The 18,974-nt window shown below is 64.4% G+C and carries 13 protein-coding genes and 2 pseudogenes; 4 read left to right on the forward strand and 11 right to left on the reverse strand.

Going from position 1 to position 18,974, the window contains the following annotated elements; all coding sequences use genetic code 11:
- Nucleotides 1-401: 401 nt before the first annotated feature.
- The 3 genes and pseudogenes from ACYSMR_RS18195 to ACYSMR_RS18205 all read right to left on the reverse strand — a co-directional run.
- Nucleotides 402-1,515, reverse strand: a pseudogene (locus ACYSMR_RS18195) (IS701 family transposase); the annotation flags it as partial.
- Between the two features lie 153 nt (nt 1,516-1,668).
- Nucleotides 1,669-2,925, reverse strand: coding sequence for an MFS transporter (locus ACYSMR_RS18200; RefSeq protein WP_461748192.1), 1,257 nt, complete (start codon nt 2,923-2,925; stop codon nt 1,669-1,671).
- Nucleotides 2,925-3,692, reverse strand: coding sequence for an MBL fold metallo-hydrolase (locus ACYSMR_RS18205; protein ID WP_461748193.1), 768 nt, complete (start codon nt 3,690-3,692; stop codon nt 2,925-2,927). The genes ACYSMR_RS18200 and ACYSMR_RS18205 overlap by 1 nt, the downstream gene beginning before the upstream one ends.
- A 107-nt stretch (nt 3,693-3,799) precedes the next feature.
- Between ACYSMR_RS18205 and ACYSMR_RS18210 the strand changes: the two genes are divergently transcribed.
- Nucleotides 3,800-4,399, forward strand: a complete 600-nt coding sequence (locus tag ACYSMR_RS18210; protein ID WP_461748194.1) for a CGNR zinc finger domain-containing protein — start codon at nt 3,800-3,802, stop codon at nt 4,397-4,399.
- Between the two features lie 90 nt (nt 4,400-4,489).
- Here the strand turns inward: ACYSMR_RS18210 and ACYSMR_RS18215 are convergent, their stop codons facing one another.
- Nucleotides 4,490-5,014, reverse strand: a complete 525-nt coding sequence (locus ACYSMR_RS18215; protein ID WP_461748195.1) for a MarR family winged helix-turn-helix transcriptional regulator — start codon at nt 5,012-5,014, stop codon at nt 4,490-4,492.
- A 78-nt stretch (nt 5,015-5,092) separates the two neighbouring features.
- A complete protein-coding gene (locus ACYSMR_RS18220) occupies nt 5,093-8,035 on the reverse strand; it encodes a glycosyl hydrolase (RefSeq protein ID WP_461748196.1) in 2,943 nt (980 codons plus the stop codon).
- A gap of 561 nt (nt 8,036-8,596) precedes the next feature.
- On the opposite strand from ACYSMR_RS18220, the pseudogene ACYSMR_RS18225 reads away from it, so the two are divergent.
- Nucleotides 8,597-9,368 (forward strand): annotated as a pseudogene (locus tag ACYSMR_RS18225) (IS5 family transposase).
- Nucleotides 9,369-9,582: 214 nt separating this feature from the next.
- Here the strand turns inward: ACYSMR_RS18225 and ACYSMR_RS18230 are convergent.
- Nucleotides 9,583-10,047 carry a MarR family winged helix-turn-helix transcriptional regulator gene (locus ACYSMR_RS18230; protein ID WP_461748197.1) on the reverse strand — a complete coding sequence of 155 codons (465 nt, stop codon included), beginning with the start codon at nt 10,045-10,047 and terminating at the stop codon, nt 9,583-9,585.
- 363 nt (nt 10,048-10,410) lie between these two features.
- On the reverse strand, nt 10,411-10,611 hold the full coding sequence (locus tag ACYSMR_RS18235; RefSeq protein WP_461748198.1) for a hypothetical protein: 201 nt from the start codon (nt 10,609-10,611) through the stop codon (nt 10,411-10,413).
- Between the two features lie 231 nt (nt 10,612-10,842).
- Between ACYSMR_RS18235 and ACYSMR_RS18240 the strand changes: the two genes are divergently transcribed.
- Both ACYSMR_RS18240 and ACYSMR_RS18245 read left to right on the forward strand, forming a co-directional pair.
- Complete coding sequence (locus ACYSMR_RS18240; protein WP_461748057.1) at nt 10,843-12,168, forward strand: MFS transporter; 1,326 nt, start codon at nt 10,843-10,845, stop codon at nt 12,166-12,168.
- 961 nt (nt 12,169-13,129) lie between these two features.
- Nucleotides 13,130-13,438 carry a cyanase gene (locus ACYSMR_RS18245; protein WP_461748058.1) on the forward strand — a complete coding sequence of 103 codons (309 nt, stop codon included), beginning with the start codon at nt 13,130-13,132 and terminating at the stop codon, nt 13,436-13,438.
- Between the two features lie 463 nt (nt 13,439-13,901).
- On the opposite strand, the gene ACYSMR_RS18250 is transcribed toward ACYSMR_RS18245, so the two are convergent.
- The 4 genes from ACYSMR_RS18250 to ACYSMR_RS18265 all read right to left on the reverse strand — a co-directional run bounded on the left by ACYSMR_RS18250 (nt 13,902) and on the right by ACYSMR_RS18265 (nt 18,849).
- Nucleotides 13,902-15,500, reverse strand: a complete 1,599-nt coding sequence (locus ACYSMR_RS18250) for an amidohydrolase (protein ID WP_461748059.1) — start codon at nt 15,498-15,500, stop codon at nt 13,902-13,904.
- Nucleotides 15,501-16,117: 617 nt separating this feature from the next.
- On the reverse strand, nt 16,118-16,543 hold the full coding sequence (locus ACYSMR_RS18255; RefSeq protein ID WP_461748060.1) for a hypothetical protein: 426 nt from the start codon (nt 16,541-16,543) through the stop codon (nt 16,118-16,120).
- Between the two features lie 99 nt (nt 16,544-16,642).
- A complete protein-coding gene (locus ACYSMR_RS18260) occupies nt 16,643-17,866 on the reverse strand; it encodes a putative manganese transporter (protein ID WP_461748199.1) in 1,224 nt (407 codons plus the stop codon).
- A gap of 38 nt (nt 17,867-17,904) precedes the next feature.
- Nucleotides 17,905-18,849 (reverse strand): cyclase family protein, encoded by a 945-nt coding sequence (locus ACYSMR_RS18265; RefSeq protein ID WP_461748061.1) that lies wholly within the window; start codon nt 18,847-18,849, stop codon nt 17,905-17,907.
- Nucleotides 18,850-18,974 lie beyond the last annotated feature (125 nt).

Genomic DNA, 18,974 nt, shown 5'->3' on the forward strand with positions numbered 1-18,974 from the left:
CGCAGCCTCCTTGTGCCGTGTCAGCGCGGAGACCGGCGCAACCCATCAAATCGCCTCGACCCGATACGACCCTTCCACGTCGATCCCGACGGAGCGCCAGGCATGCGAGACACAGACCCTGGCAACAGGAGCTCCTCGGGGCCATGAGAAGTGCTGGGTCCAGAACGTGACGGCCACCCACTCGCCATGCTCACCGCCACCGCTAGTACTGCAACGACGGATTGTGACCTCTGTGTTTGTAATGACTGGTCCGGGCGCGAGCCTGGCATGTTCGGCGCCACGACGACCAGTGCCAGATGTGCTCGGGCAGGTGGCGGATGGGCTGGGCGATCCGGTTGAACAAGAGCCGGATCTCGTGGATGGTCAGCGGGATCAACTGGGGGATGGCTCCGCGGGCGGGCCCCCTTTTTCTCATCCTGATGGATCAGGAGCAAGAATGCGGCGGCGGCCATGGACAAGGTGATGTGCCGGTACCAGGGGCGTGTAGTCCCGGACCTGGTAGTGGTCCAACCCGGTTTCGTTCTTGGCGGTCTGGAAGCATTCCTCGATGGCCCACCGGCTCCCGGCCACCCGCACCAGCTCCGAGAGGCCCGTATCAGCGGGGCCGAAGCAGAGAGGTAGTAGGCAATCTCGGTGCGGTCGCTGATCGCCCGCCGGGCCAGCAGCCAGTGCCCGTAGCGCGGATCCCGCACCGGGCGGATCTCGGCGACCGCCCAGTCATAGATCCACAGCCCGTGGGCCCCGTCCCCGCAGCTGAGCCGGTGCCAAGCGTCCGGGGCCAGTTCGGCGATCACGGTGTGGGTACGGCGCTGGCGCAGGCCCATCGAGATCACCGCCTGGGAGGTGGGCACCGCCAGCACGTGGGCCACCCCGTGGCGCTCCAGCCACCGCCGCGCCCGCCCCGACCTGCCCGTAGGCCTTATCGGCGGTGACCCAGGCGAAGGGCACTTGTGCCTGCAGGGCGCGCTGGATCATCGCCTGGGCCAGCTGCGGCTTCGTCGCGAAGTCCCGGTCTTCCGGGATCTCGGCCGCCGCGCACCGTGCCCGGTCCTGCCTCCAGGCCTTGGGCAGGTACAGCTGGCGGTCGATCAGTGCCCGCCCCTGCCCGGAGGTATAGGCCAGGAACACCGGCGATCTGGCAGTTCTCGATCCGCCCCGCCGTGCCTTCAGTACTGCCGGGCCACTCCGGCTGAGCGGGTGCCCTTCTTCAAGAAATCCGTCTCCTCCACGATCAGCACCCCCGCCTGGGGGTCCCCGATCGCCTCGAGCACCACCGCCCGCACATCATCGCGCAGCCCGTCGGTGTCCCAGGAGTAGGAGTTCAGCAGCCGCTGCATGCCTTCTGGGCCGGCGTCGCCGGCAGCCTCAGCCAAGCTCCAGCCGTTCTTGCGCTTGAGCCCCCCGAGCAACCCGCGCACATAACCGGCCATCCGCCGGCGTGACTCCACCCGCGCAAAACCGTTCGGCGAACCGCCCACCGAACGCCGTGCAGGCACCCACCCACTGCTGCACCATCTGAGCCCGCACACGCCACCAAGTACCAGACCACATGACCGGTCACAATCTGTCATTGCAGTACTTAAGGATCGTTTCGGGGGTGGGCGGGCCTTCGGGGCTGAATAGAAGAACACCCCTCCGAGGTGGAGGGGTGTTCCAGGGGCTGGTCGACTAAAGCGGCTGCTGCCTCTTGAATTGAATGACCAGCACGATCGCAATGAGCACAAGGAGTGCACCAGAGAGACCTTGGAATGCGATCACTGCCAGGATCGGTCCGGCGAGAGCGCCGCCTATCGCGCCGGCAACGTTCATGAGTGCGTCGGACATGCCCTGCACCGACGGTCGTTGCGGGGCGTCGACGGATTGAATCAGGAGCGTTGAACCGGCGACAGTCGAGGCGGACCATCCCACTCCGAGGAAGACGAGTGCCCACATGACGCCGATCATTGAATCGGCAGTGAAGAACCCGATCACGAGGGCTGTCGCTAGAAGCCCTTGGCCGATGAGGACGACCGTTCTCCCGCCCCATCTGTCGGTCAACCATCCGAATACCGGGGCGAGGGCGTACATCCCTGCCAGGTGCAGGCTGAGAGTGACGCCGACGATCGTCAGGGTGGACCCGTGACCAGTCATGTGCACGGGTGTCATCCCCATGAGCGCGACCATCACGGCGTGCGATAGCGCGATCGTGATCGTCGCGCGCCGGGCGGCCGAATTGGTTCGCAGGGTCGCCAGGGCGCGATGCGTGCGCGGTTTCGGTTCACCTGGTGCGACGGGCGGGAGTGCAGCAACGGAGAGCAGCAGCGGGTCGGGCCGGAGACTGATCAGGTACACAATGAGGCCAAGTAGCTGCCCGGTGATGCTGATGACGAAGCCGCCGGTGAGGGGTGGCAGTCCCAACCACGCGCCGAGGGCCTCGCCGGGTTCGAAGAGGTTGGGTCCGAGGACGACGCCGAAGGTCGTGGACCAGACGACGAGCGAGAGATCTCGTCCGCGATTGCGGTCTTCGGAAAGATCCGTCGCAGCGAATCTGGCCTGCAGGTTCAGCGCTGCGGCGGCTCCCATGAGTGTCAGTCCGAGCAGGAGCAGGGGGAAGCTCATCACGGCCGCGGCGGCGATGACCAGAAAGCCGCCGAGAATCGCCGCGGCCGCACCGGTCGACAGCGAGAATCGGCGGCCTCTCGCGCTGGCAAGGCGAGCGAGAGGGATGGCAAAGAGGGCGGCCCCCAGAGTTCCCGTGGTTGCGGCCATGCCCGACCAAGCCTCTGACCCAGAGACCTGCACGATGAGCAGTGCCCCCAGGCTCAGGGTTGCGCCCGTACCGATGCCGCCGACGATCTGCCCGAAAGCAAGTGCGCCGACGACGCGCCGTTGAAGTTTCTTTCGGTGGACGCTGCTGCCACCCGGATGGTGAAGGGTGCGAAACATCAGAAGTTCATCGTCTCTCCGTCGGCGGGGACGTGAACGAGCTCGGTGATGCCGTGGGCGGCCGCGAGCTCGCGAACCTGATCACGGGTCACGATGCAGTGGTTCAGTGCCTCCATGTGCACAGCGATGATCTGCGCAGCCGGTGCCATCTCGTGCACGCGCAGAACGTCGTCGGCGCCCATGATGATGGCATCGCCATCGATCCAGGTGGCTTCGCCGGTGTTGAGGACCACCAGCTCGGGCTTGTGTTCCTCGAGTGCTGCTACGACGCCCTCGTGCCACACGGTGTCGCCGGCGACGTACAGGATCGGCTCTTCGGGAGCCTCCAGCACGAAGCCGCTGACCGGGCCCATCCCGGGGTTGTCAGCCATGAACGAGTCGGATCCGTGCTGCCCGTCCGTGCGGGTGATGGTCACCTCGCCAAGCGAGATGGGAGAGTCCATGACGGTGGCCCGGAGAAAGCCGATCTCGTTGAGCATGTGAAGGTCGCTGCTGTTCTGCACAAGCACCGGAAGGGACCGGGGAAGCAACGCTGCGGCTGCCTCGTCCCAATGGTCCGGGTGCGAGTGGGTGACGATGACGGCGTCGACGTCCAGCAAGGTCGCCAGTGGAGTCGTGAGTTCCACGAGCGGGTTGCGCTCCTTGTTGGGGGCAGTCGTGGGGCCAGGCAAGATCGACCCCTTCGCCCCCAGCATGGGGTCGACGAGAATCCGCATCCCGTTGGTCTCGATGAGCATGGTGGCGTTTCGGACATGGGTGATCTTCATGGAAGTTCCTCTCAAGGCGCGTCTGTGTTCTCACGGATAGAAGTAGTTCCTACCGTGAGACAGATTAGAGGCTTCTCATGGCAAGCGCAAGCCGGTACCATGAGACCATGTTGACGACGCCCACCATGACTGTTGCGCTTCCCCCCGCCCCGGGAGAGGACGTCCACCCTTCCTTGTCGCTGAGCAACAGCGCGGGACGCATTGGTGATCCGGGCGATAGGGATCAGCTTGAAACGCCGTCGCAAGCAACGACGTGGATGATCGAACACGGCTTGGCTACTCCCGAGGCGGAGTTGCAGGAGTATTGCAGTCGGCGGCTACGGGACTTTCGAGAAGCGGTGCGGAGCGTGCTCCACGCGACCGTTTCCGGGTCCCCGCCTGCTCATGGCGCGGTCGAGGCGGTCAACAGCGCGCTGACGCACACGCCAGCTCTAACGGTGCTCACGTGGGACTCTGCGGCCGGATTCCACGGCGAACAGGAGCATCCCGCCACCCAGGCCGTCGAGCACGCGATGTCCCTTATGGCGGCGGACCTTGTCGCTCTCGTGACGGGCGAGGACGCCGCGCTGCTCGCCGAATGCGCGGCACCGTCCTGTGGCCGTTTTCTGTTGAGGACCCACGCTCGACGCCAGTGGTGCTCGACGCGTTGCGGTGACCGGGTCCGGGCGGCACGCGCGTACGCAAAGAAGACGGCACAAGTCTCTTGAGCTAGAGCTCAGGCGCGCGAACACTGTCTTCGGCGGCGACCTCGCCGTCATCGCGAGTAGCCGCGCGGGGCATGAGCCACACGCCTGCCGTCAAAACACTGGATTGCTTTTCACGGCAGGCTGAGGCAGTTGGAGCGACGAATCTCTCGTGAATCGCGCGCACAGACGCCGAAAGGTCTCGACGTCCTCAGGCGCCCATGTCGACAACAGCTCGTTCATCTTTGCTGCTGCCAAATCAACGATGCGGAGGCCGATCTCGCGGCCCGCGGGCGTGAGGCCAACGAGCACGCTTCGCTCGTCGTTAGGCGAGGGCACACGGGCAACGAGTCCTGCCGTTTCCAGCTTCTGGACGATCTTGCTGATGTTGGCCTTCGTCGTGCCAAGAACGGAGGCAAGGTCGGTGGGGCGAAGAGCGCCGCGGTAGGCGAGCTGGTTGACGACGAGGAACATGGGGATGTCGTCGAAGGGGAATTTCACCGCCGCCATGATCTGCAGTCGAACCTCGCGGCTGTCCGCCCAGTGGATTATGGATGTCATCGAACGGCTGAGGTCGAGCGGGTCAGGAGGCAGTAACGAACTGTAGGTGACATCCGTTCGCCGCGCTGTGTTCTCCACATGAACCTCCTTTTTCATCATGGCAGTGTTTCGTCTTGGCCCGACCGAGCCGATCGGGCCAAGACGAAAAGGCGCAGTCTAACGCGGTAGTGCCAGGAGGCGGACGGGCCCAATCAGACCGTGCTCCCGCACTCTCGTGGCGTGGAAGGCCTCCATGCCATGCATCTTCGACGCGGCGTCAGGAAGTCGATCGTAGTAACCCCTTGCGATGAGACGGTTGTTGAGCGAGCTGGAGACGCGGACCACGACTTCGTTCTCGCCGGCAGTGAGGAAGTCGGTCACGTCCACCACCGGCCGTGAGGTGTCGAAGCCTCGCGGGTCTGCGCCATTGACGGAGACCGAACCTAACCCGCCATTGGTGGAGCCGAGGTCGAGCAGGTATCGAGTCCCGGCATCCGGGGCACCGCCCATGGTCACCGATGTGGTGTACTGCGCAATCCCCGAGACGTGCGGGCCTACGTGGTCGAGTTCTGTCCAAGGCAGCAACTGCGATTCGGTGACCTGAATTGGCGTGACTGCCGTGTGAGGACGGATCTCGCGGGTCTCGTATCCGAGGCCGCGATCTTCGACAATGAGTTCGTTCTCGCCCGCGTCCCAGCTTTCCACTACGATCGACCACTCGGTGAGGTCCGCGATCGGTTCGGGGGTCGCGCCGGCGGAGGGTTGTGCGGGCGCAGACCGGTCGACCGTGAACAGTGCAGCTTCGCCGGGAGCGAGCGTCACCTCGATCTCCGTGCGTCCGTTGTCTGCGGTCGTGCCGTGATGGCGGTGGAGGGCGCCGGTCCAAGTGTCGATCCGGTGCACGAATCCCTCGCCGGGCAGGGAGAGCGCGACGTTTGTTTCCTCTCCCGTTTCGTACAGGAAGTGGTATACGAAGAGGTGTAGGAGATCGCCGTCCTCACGGAGGTAGGTGAGAATGTTCTCGTTCTCCTCGACGAACTCGGCACGCCCCGTCACGCCGAGTTCGCGCAGCGCCGCCACGGTTTCTGCAGGGTTGAAGATCTCTGCAACGCTGGGCGCTGTGCGCAGAGCGGCGAGTGTCGCCGCCAGTTCATCGTCGCGTCCGTCTCGACCGGGAGTGCGGACAGCGGCCTGTTCGGTGTACGTCGAGGTGTTCTCGGATTGGACCTTTAGTTCGCGAGTGTTGTTGACGATGAGGACCGAGAGTCCGTCGTGCACCCATTCGAGCAGCAGCTTGGCGACGTCGGGGTCGAGCGCTTCCTGATAGACGATCAGTGCTTGGTATCCCGGGCCATCGGGTTGCACGACCTCCCCGTCGAAATGGACGTCAGGATGGGTGAGTAGCGAGCCGTCGAAGAACTCGTAGGTCCAGCCGGCGTCCTGCATTCCGAGGTCCTGCCACCACTGATTTTCTCGGTTCCGCATCCACATGCGGCCGTACACGTCTTCATCGGGGATTCGATTGCCGTCGCTATCGAAGAGTGCGACCCCGATCATGTTGTCGATGAAGTGATCGGTGCGCAGGATCCCGACGTCGACGCGTGGTCGCCCTTGCCGCAGTAGGTACTGGTAGCGGCCGATCGCGTCATTCCATTGAGGGTAGAACTCGCTTCCTGGCTGACGGGTGTCGAAGCGTTCGGAGAACATGGGCCACATTCCCTCGTGGCCTGGCCACCTGGTGACTCCCTCCGCGCCAGAGCGGCTTGCCCAGCCGTGCAGCACCGTCTTGGTGATGCCCGCTGCCAGCTGAGTGTTGATGATCTGGTCGTAGAAGCGGTGGTCGAGCATGTGGTTGCGCGTGGTGGCACCCGTCTCTGACGAGTACTGCTTTCCGAACAGGTGGGCAGGGCCGGCGAGCATCCGGTAGGCGTCGATCTGCGCCGCGAATTCCAGAGACTCCGTCTCGATGCCGTCTACTTCGGGTCCGGGTCGTGTGAGCTCGAACGGCAGCCCGTAGCTGATCTCCGCACGCAGGAGCAGTCCGTTGTCGTGCAAGAAGTCCGCGAATGGGCGCAGCATGTTCTCGATGTAGAGGTCGGTGAGCGTGCGCACGTAGTCAAAACGTACCTTCTCCACCTCGACGGCGCGTGTCTCAGCAGGGGCGTAGGTATACACCGTCGTTGCCGAGAACGCTTCTGTCTGACGCACGAGGAACGGAAGCCAGGGCGTGATGTCGTAGCCGCGTCGTTCGTGGAACTCGTCCACAAACGTGCGTCCCCAGAACATTCCACCCGCACCCCAGGTCGACAGCTCGAGAGAGTCCATGTACATCTGCGCACGCGGGTTTCGCGCAATCTCACGCTTCAACTCCGGGGTGAGAACCACGTCCCGCCAGTAATCGATGACTGCCTCGACCCCATCCTTGTCGAGGTAGTTCACCGTGTAATTCACGGATGCCGATGGTGAGGCGGTCTGGCCCGTTCCATGGGACCAGAACACGAAGATTCGCCAGTGCCGATCATCGGGTGCTGTCCACTCGAGCTCTCCCGCTTCCGACACCAGGGACGTCAGATCGATGACGCCCGTAGCATCCAGAATGTTGCTACCACCCGCCGCCCTCGGAGCCGCGACGACCGCAACGAGGTGCTGTTCCCGCGGCGCTACGCGCTCACCGGGCACTCGTGCACCAGAACGCTTCGCGTTGAGGTCCACACGGGGAAGCGCCCCCTGCCGGCTGCCTCGACCCAAGACCTCCTCCACCTCGACGTTCAGCTCTTGTGCGGCCGCCGGGTGGTCAGGATCAATGGTCGGCAAGTTCGCATTTGACCAGTTGGTGCCCGACGTGAAGCTGACCGACATGTTCCTGGCCGTGGTTTCCTCAACTACAACCCTGGAGTCGTTGACCCATTCTTCAGAACCCCACCCGTAACGGGCGTGGTCGATGTTCCCCTCGTCCATGGCGAGGAACTCCATACCGCCGAAGCCGAGGCGATGCGCCGTCTCGATTTCACTCCGCAACGTCGCGTCAGAGTGCAGCCCCTCGGCCAGCCACCAGCGCAGCTCGGGCCGGAACTCGATCGGAGGGCTTGTGAGCGCTTTTCGATGGTCACCGATCGTCATGGTTCTCCTTTGAGCGCGGACAGATCCTTCGACCGGGCTGAAGCCCAGCGAAGTTTGACTAGTTTACTCATTTACTTCACTCGCGACATCACCTTATGTCGCTTGTTGCCGACTTGTATAGCTCAGGGTTCGGAGGTCTGATGGCTTGGGTCGGCTTCCCCTCAGAGAGGGTCAACGGCTTCGATGTCGAAGCGAAGCCCAATCAACCCCACGAGACATCGAGCATCACGCTCGGGCGCGAAGCCTGACAGGGTCACGTGCCTGCCGGACCACCCCGGGGTGATCCGGCACCATTTGCACACTGCGAATCCAGGCATGAGAAAGGGGTGGTTCCGCATGCCACCGCCCCTTTGTCTCTTCGATTGAAGTCGTCGGGCGTGGGCCGCGTTCCGTGCTCCGGGACGTGGTCGGGACTGCTGCACGGGTCTCGGGGCCCCTTTGGGGGTGACAGCGCTCTACGGTCGAGGCTCGGGATGAGGCGGACCTGCTGGCAGCGGGCCCCGTGGACGCCCCAGTGGTGCCGGTGGTGTTTTCCGACGACCAGTGTCCGTTCTGTACTCGATGGAGCGAGTCGAGCCGCTGCTGTCGCCACGTCCACCCAGGTGGTACCGCCCCCCGGGACGTCGGCCGGTTGATGACCGGGCCGCTCTGGCGGGGGATCGTGTTCGTGCTCAAGACCGGGATCGGCTGGAATCAGCTGCCGCGCGAGCTGCTGGGCGTTTCCGGGGTGAGGTGCTGGCGGCGGTTGCGGGACTGGACCGAAGCTTGGGGTCTGGCCGGCGGTGCACGAGGCGTTGCTGGCCGAGCTGCGTGCGGCCGGGGCACTGGATCTGGACCGGCGCGCGGTGGGCGGCTCGCACGTGCGAGCCCTCAGGGGGGGCACCTCGGCCCCAGCCGAAGTCGATCGGGGCCGGCCCGGCTCCAAACATCACCTGATCGTCAACGCCCACGGCGTCTGCAGATCAGCCTCACTGGGGGCAACCGCAACGACGTCACCCAGGCGCTGCTCCTGGTGGACTCCATCCCACCGATCCGCGGCGTCCGTGGCCGGCCCCGCCGCAAACCCCGCGAACTGTTTGCCGACCGTGGCTATGGCCCCGACCAGTACCGGCAGATGCTGCGCATCCGTGAGCTCACCCCGCGCAGCGCCCGCCGTGGCATCGCCCACGGTTCCGGACTTGGTCAGCACCGTTGGGTGGTGAAACGTGGCTTCGCCTGGCTCCCCGCCTACAAGCGGCTCCGTGCCCGGTGGGAACGCCGGGTCGATCTCCATCTCAGGCTGATGCAGTTGGCCTGCGTGCTGATCTGCTACCGACAGCTCACCGCATTGTGAATCGATTTTTTAGGCGGGTTGGCCACGGGCCCAGACGCGAGTGTTCTCGCTGTCTGCGCCGCACTTTCGTGTGGGCGGTTCCCGTTGCGTACCCGCGCGCGCCGCCATTGGCGCTTGAACCGGTGCGGAGATCGTGTGCGCGCGGCCCGTGCGTACGCCAAGCGTCAAGCATTCAACGCTCCTGCCTGACGATCCAGGTAGAAGCGGTCCAGGGTCAGGGGTGGGGCGCCGGGGGAAGGGGGCGCAGAGGTCGCGATCGCTGCGTGGAGGCGACCCACTGGCGGGAGAGTCGGGCGAGCATCCGTTTCAGTGTGCGGGCTTCGTCGTCGCTCCACTCAACGAGGAGGTCGTTGATGAACTGCTCGTTGCGAGCAACGATGCGTTCCCCGTAGGCGCGTCCGAGTGGGCGAAGGGCCAGGAGCGTGCTGCGCCCGTCTTCCTCATCGGGCAGGCGCTCGACGAGTCCGGCTTCGACGAGGCGCTGGGCGATCTTCGAAAGGTTGGCTCGACCGGTGCCCAACATGGTGGCCACGTCGGTAGGTCGCATCGCTCCGTGATAAGTGAGGGCGTTCACGACGAGGAACATCTGCACGTCGTCGGTGGGGAATTGGATGGACGCCATCACGTCGCGACGCTGCGCTTCGCTGTCGGCGTGGTGGATGATCAGAGTCAGCGACATGACCAGGTTCAGCGGATCCGGGTCGACTACGGGTGCGAGGTTCGTTACCGCGGTTGTGTCCGCGGCCGTATCGCGTCCTTGTGGCATCCCGTCTACTGCCTCTCTTGTGCCGGTGCTTGAAGCGAGCATGTCACACACCGCCCTCGGATCCGCTTTCATATTCGCTTGCCTCGCGGACCAGGATAGTGGGGCCGAGCAGCCCGTATGGTCGAGCCCGGGTCTCATGCGCACGCGGTTCTCGACCGCCTGTGAGGGCGGCGATGTCGAGGACATTGTCATAGTAGCCGCGGGCTTGAAGTCTGGTGTATGGGGGGCTGGCCACCCGCAGGCGACTTCAGAGTCGTGGGCCCATACTTCCGAGCCTCAGATGCGACGTGCGTCATCGACGTTGTCTTCCTCCATGGCCAGGAACTCCACGCGGCCGACGCCAAAAGGAGCAGCCGCATCGATCTTGGGCCGCAGCGCGTCCTCGGTGTGTAGGCCCTCGGCGAGCCACCAGCGCACTGCGGCATAGTGCTCGTTGGGCGGCTCACGCAGTGTCTGCGCCAGTTCGTCGATAGTCACCTGCCTTCTCCGAAGTAACCGCCACTACAGCCCTCGGGACGGTTCACCTCGCGCACTACGTCAGCGCCTCGGCCTTTGTCAAGATACTATTTGTGTTCCTGGGGAAAATATATGCTTTGCTCCGAATGGTAGATACGATACTCTGAGCGGCAATCTCAATGTGAGTGGTCTCACCCTGAGCCATTGCTCCCGCCCCTGGCGCGCAGCGTTGCATTGTCCAAAGGAGTACACATGTCCTACGTCGCATCACGAGCCAAGCGCAGTCCCAACCCGTGGTGGGTTGCGATCGTGTCGGGAATGGCCTCATATATCGATGCATCGGTGATCGTCGGATCCGGAACCGCGCTGGTGCTGTATCAGGAGCCGGTCGGAATCAGCGGCGATCAGATCGGGTTGCTGTCCGGGGTGCTGACTTTCTGCATCGCCATCGGTGCTCTTACCGGTGGACGCCTGGGCGATGTGTTCGGTCGTCGCTCGGTCTTCATCATCACCATGGCGATGATCGCCGCGGGCGCGACACTTCTAGTCCTCTCGACCAGTTTCGTCGGCTTGGTCATCGCTATGTTCCTCGTGGGGCTGGGAAGCGGTGCCGACCTGCCGGTGTCGCTGTCCACCATCGCTGAGGCGGCGAGTGACGAGAACCGGGGGAAGCTTATCGGCTTCTCCCAGGTGCTCTGGCTGCTGGGGATCGCTGCCACCACCGGAATTGGAATTCTTGTGGGCGAGATGGGATTGCTTGGTGGGCAGATCATCTTCGGGCACGTCGGCACCGTCGCCCTCATCGTGCTCCTGCTGCGGCTGACGATCCCGGAGTCCGCCGCATGGACCTCCGCGGAACAGGAGAAGAAGTCCGGCGCACACACGCTGAGAGCCGAGCGGTCCAGCATCAAGGACATCCTCACCCAGCGGATCTACCTCGTGCCCTTCCTAGGTCTGCTGGGCTTCTACGCCCTGGCCAACCTCGCGGCCAACACCACCGGCCAGTTCGGGGCTTTCATCGGCGTGAACGTCGTAGGCCTCTCCGTCTCGTTCGTATCTGCTATCACCCTTCTATCGATTCCGCTTGGAGTGGTCTTCGCCTTTTGGTTCATGCGGATCGTTGATACCAAATACCGCATGGTGTACTACATTGTCGGTGCCATCCTCGTTGTCTCCGCCTTCGCGGTCCCAGCCCTGTTCGGACTGACCACGGTCACCTTCATCTACAGCATTCTGATGGAAGTTGTCGGGATGGCCTTCGCTTTCGAGGCGATCATGAAGGTTTGGACGCAAGAATCCTTCCCCACACTGCTCCGTTCCTCCGCACAAGGCGCGATCCTCGCCGTCGCCCGCATCCTTGCTGCGGTGCTCGCTGTGGCCACACCCGCACTGCTGGATAACCCGCAACTCATGTATGGCCTCATTGCCGGCGTCGCAGCTGTCGGCCTGTTCATCGGCTGGGCAACGTTCCGCAAGCCCCGCTTCAACACCTTTACGCTCGAGGACAAGGACCTCGCCCAGGCGCGCGAGGAACTCCGCGCCGCTGGTCTTCTCACAGACCAAGGGGACGTCCACTGAACCACAAGCAACGAATGCCGAGCCCTTCGCGGATTCGCCGGCCAGGGTGGAAGCGGTTGGTTTCATACTGATCGTGTGGGGTGAGTCATCTCTCGACCCGCACGGCGTCCGGGCGGCGCGCGGCGCGGACGCCGTTGAGAATGACGGCGACCTCGGCGACCTCGTGGACGAGGACGACTTCGGTGAGGCCCAACGCGTCGAACAGCGCCAGCGGTAACAGGGCCGCGATGACGCCCAGCGCGAGGATGATGGTGGTCGTCCTGATCTTCCGCGCCCGCCGGCCTGAGCAAAGGCGGCGGGAATCAACGGCAGGTCGCGGCCGGTGGAGGCGACGTCGCCGGACTCCACGTCGGCGGCGGACCTGATGGCCCCCATGACGATGCCCACGGTCGCGGTCACCAGAGCCGGGGCGTCATTGATGTCGGCGCCAGTCATGGCCGTCGGTCGCCTCGCCGTGAGCTCTGCGATCGCGTTGGCTGTGTCTGCCGGGAGCTGCTCGGCGTGCACGTCGCCGATCCCGGCCAGCGCCATCCGGGCGCGGGCGGTGCGGACGTCGTCACCGGCGACCATGATCGTACGGAGGCCCTGATCGTAGGGTATTTGCACAGTCTGGCGACCTTTGTCCGCAACTCGTCACGAACGCCGATCAGGCCTGCCACCCACCCGGTGGCCGTGACGACCGCTCGGGCGCAGGTCACGCGAGCTTCAACGAGTTCGTTAGCGTCGGCGCACAGACCTGCGGGGTCGATTCATCATGGGCACCCGACTCTGATGAGACGGCCTCCGCCATACCCGGCAACGCCATGATCGGCAGCCTTGGTCAGCTCGCTGGTGACCGGGGCGTCCAAGCGCAGCCGCGGCGATCGCCGCGGCCAGCGGATGCGTGCTAGTGCGAGCCGCTTCGGTGACGTGGTCCACGGCGATGGTCGTGAGTGGGGGAGAGGTGAGGACTGCGGCGGGGATGTCGTCCGCGGTGATGACGCCGAGTTGGTCCGGGACGTCGACCGATGTGAGTCGGGTGCCGGCTATCAGGGCCTGCGCCGCGCATGACGTCTCCACCAACCCGACCATTTACCGGCTCCACGAACTCGAACAGGTCTACGGCCCCGCATGTAAAGCACTGATATGCGCCAACTTCCGCGACGGCATCATGAGCGCCATCAATTGCAGCATCATTTTCGACACTGCCGAGCATCCCGACGGCACCCACGTTGTGATCTCCATCGATGGCAAGTTCCTGCCCTGCGCCTGGACAACAGCGCGGCAGTAGTTGCACGTCGCTAAAGCAGCCCGGACGCTGCCGTCATCACCGATTGCGCTGGGCATCGCGCCGCAGGCCGAGTGACCCACGGCGCTACCGTCGGATAGCCAAGTGAAGACGAGAGCCGGGTGTTCAGGTGCGGGATCGTCGGATCGGTTGCCCCGTGCTGCTATCCGCGCACACTGTTGGCGCCTCGGGGGCAAGGCGCGCTGTGCGCCCCTTGCCCCCGAGCCGGCCCCTCTTCGCGCCGGCTCGGGAGGAGCCGGTCGTGGTGGCGAGGATCCGCGTCATGTCCTCGGGACGTGGATACACATACCTGCTGAAGTCGGTCGTCGGGGCGAGTCAACGGGTAGCGAGGAATCACGGCACGGTGACAATCTCGGTAGCTGAGACGAGGCAGGAATCTTCCGTTCGGTGATCAGCGACGGGGTGAGTTCTCGTAGGGCAACGGCCTTGCCCCAATTTGGCCGAGCTACTGGGCCGGGGTGTTGATGGAGTCGGCGTTGTAAACCTGGGCGCCGGCGAAGAAGGTCCGGCGCACCCGGGTACGGTGAACCTCATTGGCGGGGATCTCGAAGATGTCACGGTCGAGCACGATGAAGTCGGCCGACAATCCTGGCCGGAGGGAGCCTGTCACCTCGCCCAGGCCCATCGCTTCGGCCGGATTGCGGGTGAAGGCGAGGATGGCCTGCTTCAGCTCCAGCCGCTGGCTGGGATTGAGGGTGGTGGTCACCTTCGGGTCCGGGTTCTGCCGGGTGACCAGGGTTTCCAGCCCGATCCACGGGTCCGGGGTCGGCAGCGCGCAGGGCCAGTCGGAGCCGGCCGCCAGCAGCGCTCCGGCCTCGAGGAGGTCCTTGGTCTTCCAGCTGGTGTCCACGGTCTCGGCAGGGATCTGCTGGGCGATGCTTTCCTGCATGACCCCGGGGTACCAGATGTACGGAGAGGCGTCGGGGACGACGCCGAGCTTGGCGAAACGGGGCACGTCGACGTCCTCGAGGAACTCCACATGGGCGATCTGGAAGATCGGGCCCGGGCCGCGCTCTTTCCGGACCTGCTCCACGGCATCCAGGACCAGACGGGCTGAGGCGTCGCCGGTGGCGTGCAGCTTGGCATTGAGTCCGCGGTCGTAGCACAGGCGCAGGGTCTCGACCAGGTCGTCGTGGTTCCAGTACGGTTCCCCGCGGAACTTGGGGTCCTCATGCCGGCCATGACAGACGTAGGGGCGCAACATGGCGGTGGTGCGGGTCATGGGTACCCCGTCGAGGACCACCTTGATGAAGTCCGGGCGCACGTGCTCGCTGCGATGGGCCTCACCGATGTCGAGGAGTTCCTCGCCCGTCGTGCCTGACTCGAGGAAGGGGCGGATCGGCATGGATCCCACCACCCAGGCGGAGATCTCCCCGCTCGACTCCAAATCCGCCAAAGCTGTCCAGATGTACTCCATCGTCGCCGATTCCTGCACGCTGGTGATCCCGAAGGAGTTCAGCGTGGTCAGCGCCGTGGCGATGGAAACCCGATGACGTGCCGCGGGATCGGTCAAAGAGGCCAGCAACACCGTCTCGGCCTCCGCTGAGGCGATCTCGTGCAGCACCCCGGTCAGCGCCCCGCCGGAGGCGGCGTCACGGACGTAGTGGCCGCCCTCGGGATCGGGGCTGTCGGCGGTGATTCCCATGAGCTCCAGGGTCGTGGAGTTGACCCAGCGGTTGTGCATGGAATCATCACGCAACAGCACCGGACGTCCTCCGGCGGCTTCGTCCAAGGCGGCGAGGTCTTCCATGTTGCCCACCACATCCATCACCGTGCTGCCCACGATGCCACCGACGATCCACTCCTGCGGGCCCAACGTCCGGGCCCAGTCCCGGACCTTGTCGAAGATGGTTTCCTTCGAGTCGGTCGGTTGGATCGGCAGCTCCCAGGCCAGCATGGCTCCCCCCAGGCCCAGGTGGGCGTGGCCGTCGCTGAAGCCCGGTAGGACCAGTTGGCCCCCCAGGGTCTCGACCTTGGTGTGCGGGCCGGCCAGGGCACGCATGTCGGCGTTCGTGCCGACGGCGCTGATGCGCCCGTCGATCACGGCGAACCCTTCGGCCCACTCCTGGGCGGGGTCAGCGGTGAAGACCTTGGCTTCGAGGACGACGAGGTCGGGAGCTGGAGTAGCGGACATGGAAGGCCTTTCGGTGGAAGTTGATAAGGAACTTGTCGATGGGTTCGTGGACGGTGCGGGAACGTCTTTGGGGGGAGCGGCCAACGAACTGCCGGCCAAGGCCGTGTAGCGCGTTGCCGGGCGTTGAGAGGCTCCGGGGGCTCGTGGGCATCAAGGGCTAGGACCACATACAGGTGGACGTGGGGAACACGCTTCAGGTAGCGGTTTTCACGCATTTCCTCTCGCCACAGGAAACCGGGCCTTGCCTTTCGCCCCGGCCGTCATTGCCAGGGCGCACGGTGAGGAATCCGTAGTCCGTGCGCGGTCGGAACCACCTATGGCGATACCTCTCGTGCTTACACGCTGATCAGTTCACGGTTGCCGTGGTGGTCGTGCCTACTTCAGGGGTGTGCCTGGAGGTCGGGTTTCGCCCGTTCAGGCACAGCGACCGGCCCATAACGGTGCATGATTGGCGGCGGCAACGCCTGCCTTGCGGACAAGGGGCCGAAACCTGAATCCGCCTCAGGCAGCGTTGCCGCCCAGGCACCCTAGTGGGGGCCCGCGCCTGCGTCGACCACAGTGTGGATGACGTAGGCAACTTTGCCGTCCTGGTCGTGAACGGGCACGTTCTCCGGCATCCAGTACCGCTCTTCGAAGCGGCCACCGGGCTCTGCCGGGGGAGCGTCGTAGCGCTGGCGTGGAAGTTTTTCCGGCATCCCGGAGGTGAAGGCGCGTTCAAGGGAAGCGCGCAACACCGCTGCACCGTTCGCGGTGGGGTCGTTGGGGTTGTCCGGAAAGACCTCGAACACGTCCTTGTCGACCACTGATTCGCGGGAACGGTGAATCTCCTCCAGCAACCGGTCGGTCACTGCGACGATCCTCCAATCGGTGGCCACGACGTATCCGATGATGGGCATTTTTTCGAAGAGGGCGCGGTAGGTGGTTGCTTCGATGGTGTCTTTCGTGTGCGACACGATATGTGCTCCCAACGTGAGTGGTGTGGTGCTGGCTGAGTATTCGGGGGAACGTGGTCTTCGTATGGGGCGACGAGCCTGTGGTGCGGCGCCTGTGCGTTAGCTGGCCAGGAGCATCGTGAGCCCGACCGTCGCGGCAATGGTCGTGGTGATGATGGACGTGGTCAGGGCTGTATGGGGCCGTGACACCGCTAGCGGGATGAGCCCGGAGCCGTCTTGACTCACCAGGTAGGTGACCAGTGCGGGCAAGGGGAGCCCTCCTGCGACAAACAGCCCAGCAACTGCGACCTCCACGCCACAGGCAGGGATCAACCCCAGAGCAGCGACCATGACGATGCCGATCACGCCCCCCAGCGGTAATGAGCCGGCGTTGAGCAGGCCGACCTCGCTGAGTACGTCCCAGGCGGCGAATGCTGCACCGGCCCAGGCGGTGATGTGAGCTGCCTCCCGGATTCCGATGGTCAGAATCGACCCGAGGGTCGAGTCGGTCGCCTCGGTGCACTCTCCGCAGCCTCGTCGCGGTGCCTGGCACAGCACACCCACCGCCAGGGCGAATCCGCAGACACCCAGGAGGGTGTAGATGTCGAGGCCCCCGAAAGGGGCGGCCATATCCTCCGGACTCTTCTGCTGAAACGTCACCGGCGCTGCGATGAACAGACCGAGACCGCCGACAACCGTCAACATCAAAGCAGTAGGCCGCATTCTGCTGGTCTCTGGACGGGTGTGTGCGACGACGATGGTTTTAGGGAGCAGAAGCGGCCGAGCCGAAAAAGGTGCCGGCCCGTCGAGTGGTGGGAGAGCCACGGCGTACCGTCGAGGCGTGGCGCTGAGCAACGCCGGGGAAGACATCGTTGGGCGGCCACGGAGTGGTACGCGTGCCGCCAAAGCGGTCATCGCCCGGGCAGCTGACGGGGCGCCGAGGGCATCGACAACGTACCCCACCACGGTGCCGATGCCCACCAGCGCGACTTTGAGGACCAGGGTCAGCAGGGGATCACTGGCCAGCAACAACCACGCGGAGTCGCCCATCGTGGCCACGAAACTGGCCAACAGCGTTCCGTAGGTCACCTTGTCCCTGCTGTACAAGCGTGCGATCGCCAGTACACCCAGACATCCTGGGGGCACAGTGACGAGTGCCCCCAGCACGGGTCCCCACCTGCGACGACGCGTCAGGTGCATCGAAATAGCCGACCCCCAGCGGAGACGGATCCAGGTGCCGGCTGCCGACAACGCCAAGACATAAACGCCAATAGACATAAAGGCGTCAGCCAGTGATGCACATATGGTAGCTAACAAGGCCATCACCCCTTCCGGGCCGTGCATGGCGATCGCGCACTGGAATCGTCCGATGTGGAGAAGCGTCAGAAAATAGCCAACGGATTGACCATGGACCCCGTTGATCCCTTGGTTTTGATGGGGGCGCAAATGAAGAGAAATTCACTGCGGTCAGAGCCAAGCAGCGCCTCGGTCTTCATGTTCTCCAAGAGGTAAGTGCCCGTCTCCACCAAGAGGTGCTGGTGAACCACCATGGGCGCCTCCGGCTGTTCCCCCGGTAGCACCTCGATGGCCCAGTTGTCCGCACCAACGAGCGATACTCGCCGGTCGCTCAGCCAATGAGCCGCGTCCCAGCCGATTCCCGGGGAGTTTCCGTTGTACTTCTGGTTGTCGACCATCCACAGAGCTGCGCCGTAGCCGGTGTGGAAAATCACCGCATCACCAGCACGCACCTCAACCTGTTGAGCCTCACAGGCGGCTTCGAGATGCTCCGGAGTGATGACGAAACCCTCGTCGAGCATCTCCACCCCGACGACGGCGGCAATGTTGAGGAACACGCCCCGGGACACCCACGGCCGCACCGCTTCCATCCCAAACTTGGTGACACCGGTGGGCGTGTAGAAATCACCGTAACGATGCCCGTTGTAGTGCGTACCATCGATGCCCACGTGCCCGAAGCCGTCCAGATGGGTGCCGATGTGGTAAATCTGGGTCACCTGCTCCTCGAACCAGTTCACCCGGTTGCCGTCCTTGCCCCACCGTGTTTGCTCCAAAGTGCCATGGGCCAGGGTGACTTGGTGGTACAGCCGGGATTCGCCGAAAGTGGGCGCCCCCATTTCCAGGACGCGCGCCAGTTCCACCACCCGACCTTCAGTGGCCAGCCCCAAGGCAGCCAGTGTCCGGTCCGTTGTCAGTTCATTGCCGGCGCCCAGGAGGTCATCCGCTCCGTAGCGCGACGGCCACCACTGTTCGGTTGTGTGCGCATTGCCGTTGTAGCGTCCCGAGCCGGCGGGAAATTGGTAGTCAGACACGGACTGGGAACTGGTGTCACTGGCTGTGACATTGCATGCATTGCACATGGGGTTTCTCTTTCTGGAGACACTGTGGTGGTAGCGCACCACCGACGGTGAACTGCTGGTGTTTTTCGGTTGCGCAG

It is taken from the genome of Kocuria sp. U4B, from assembly GCF_054875615.1.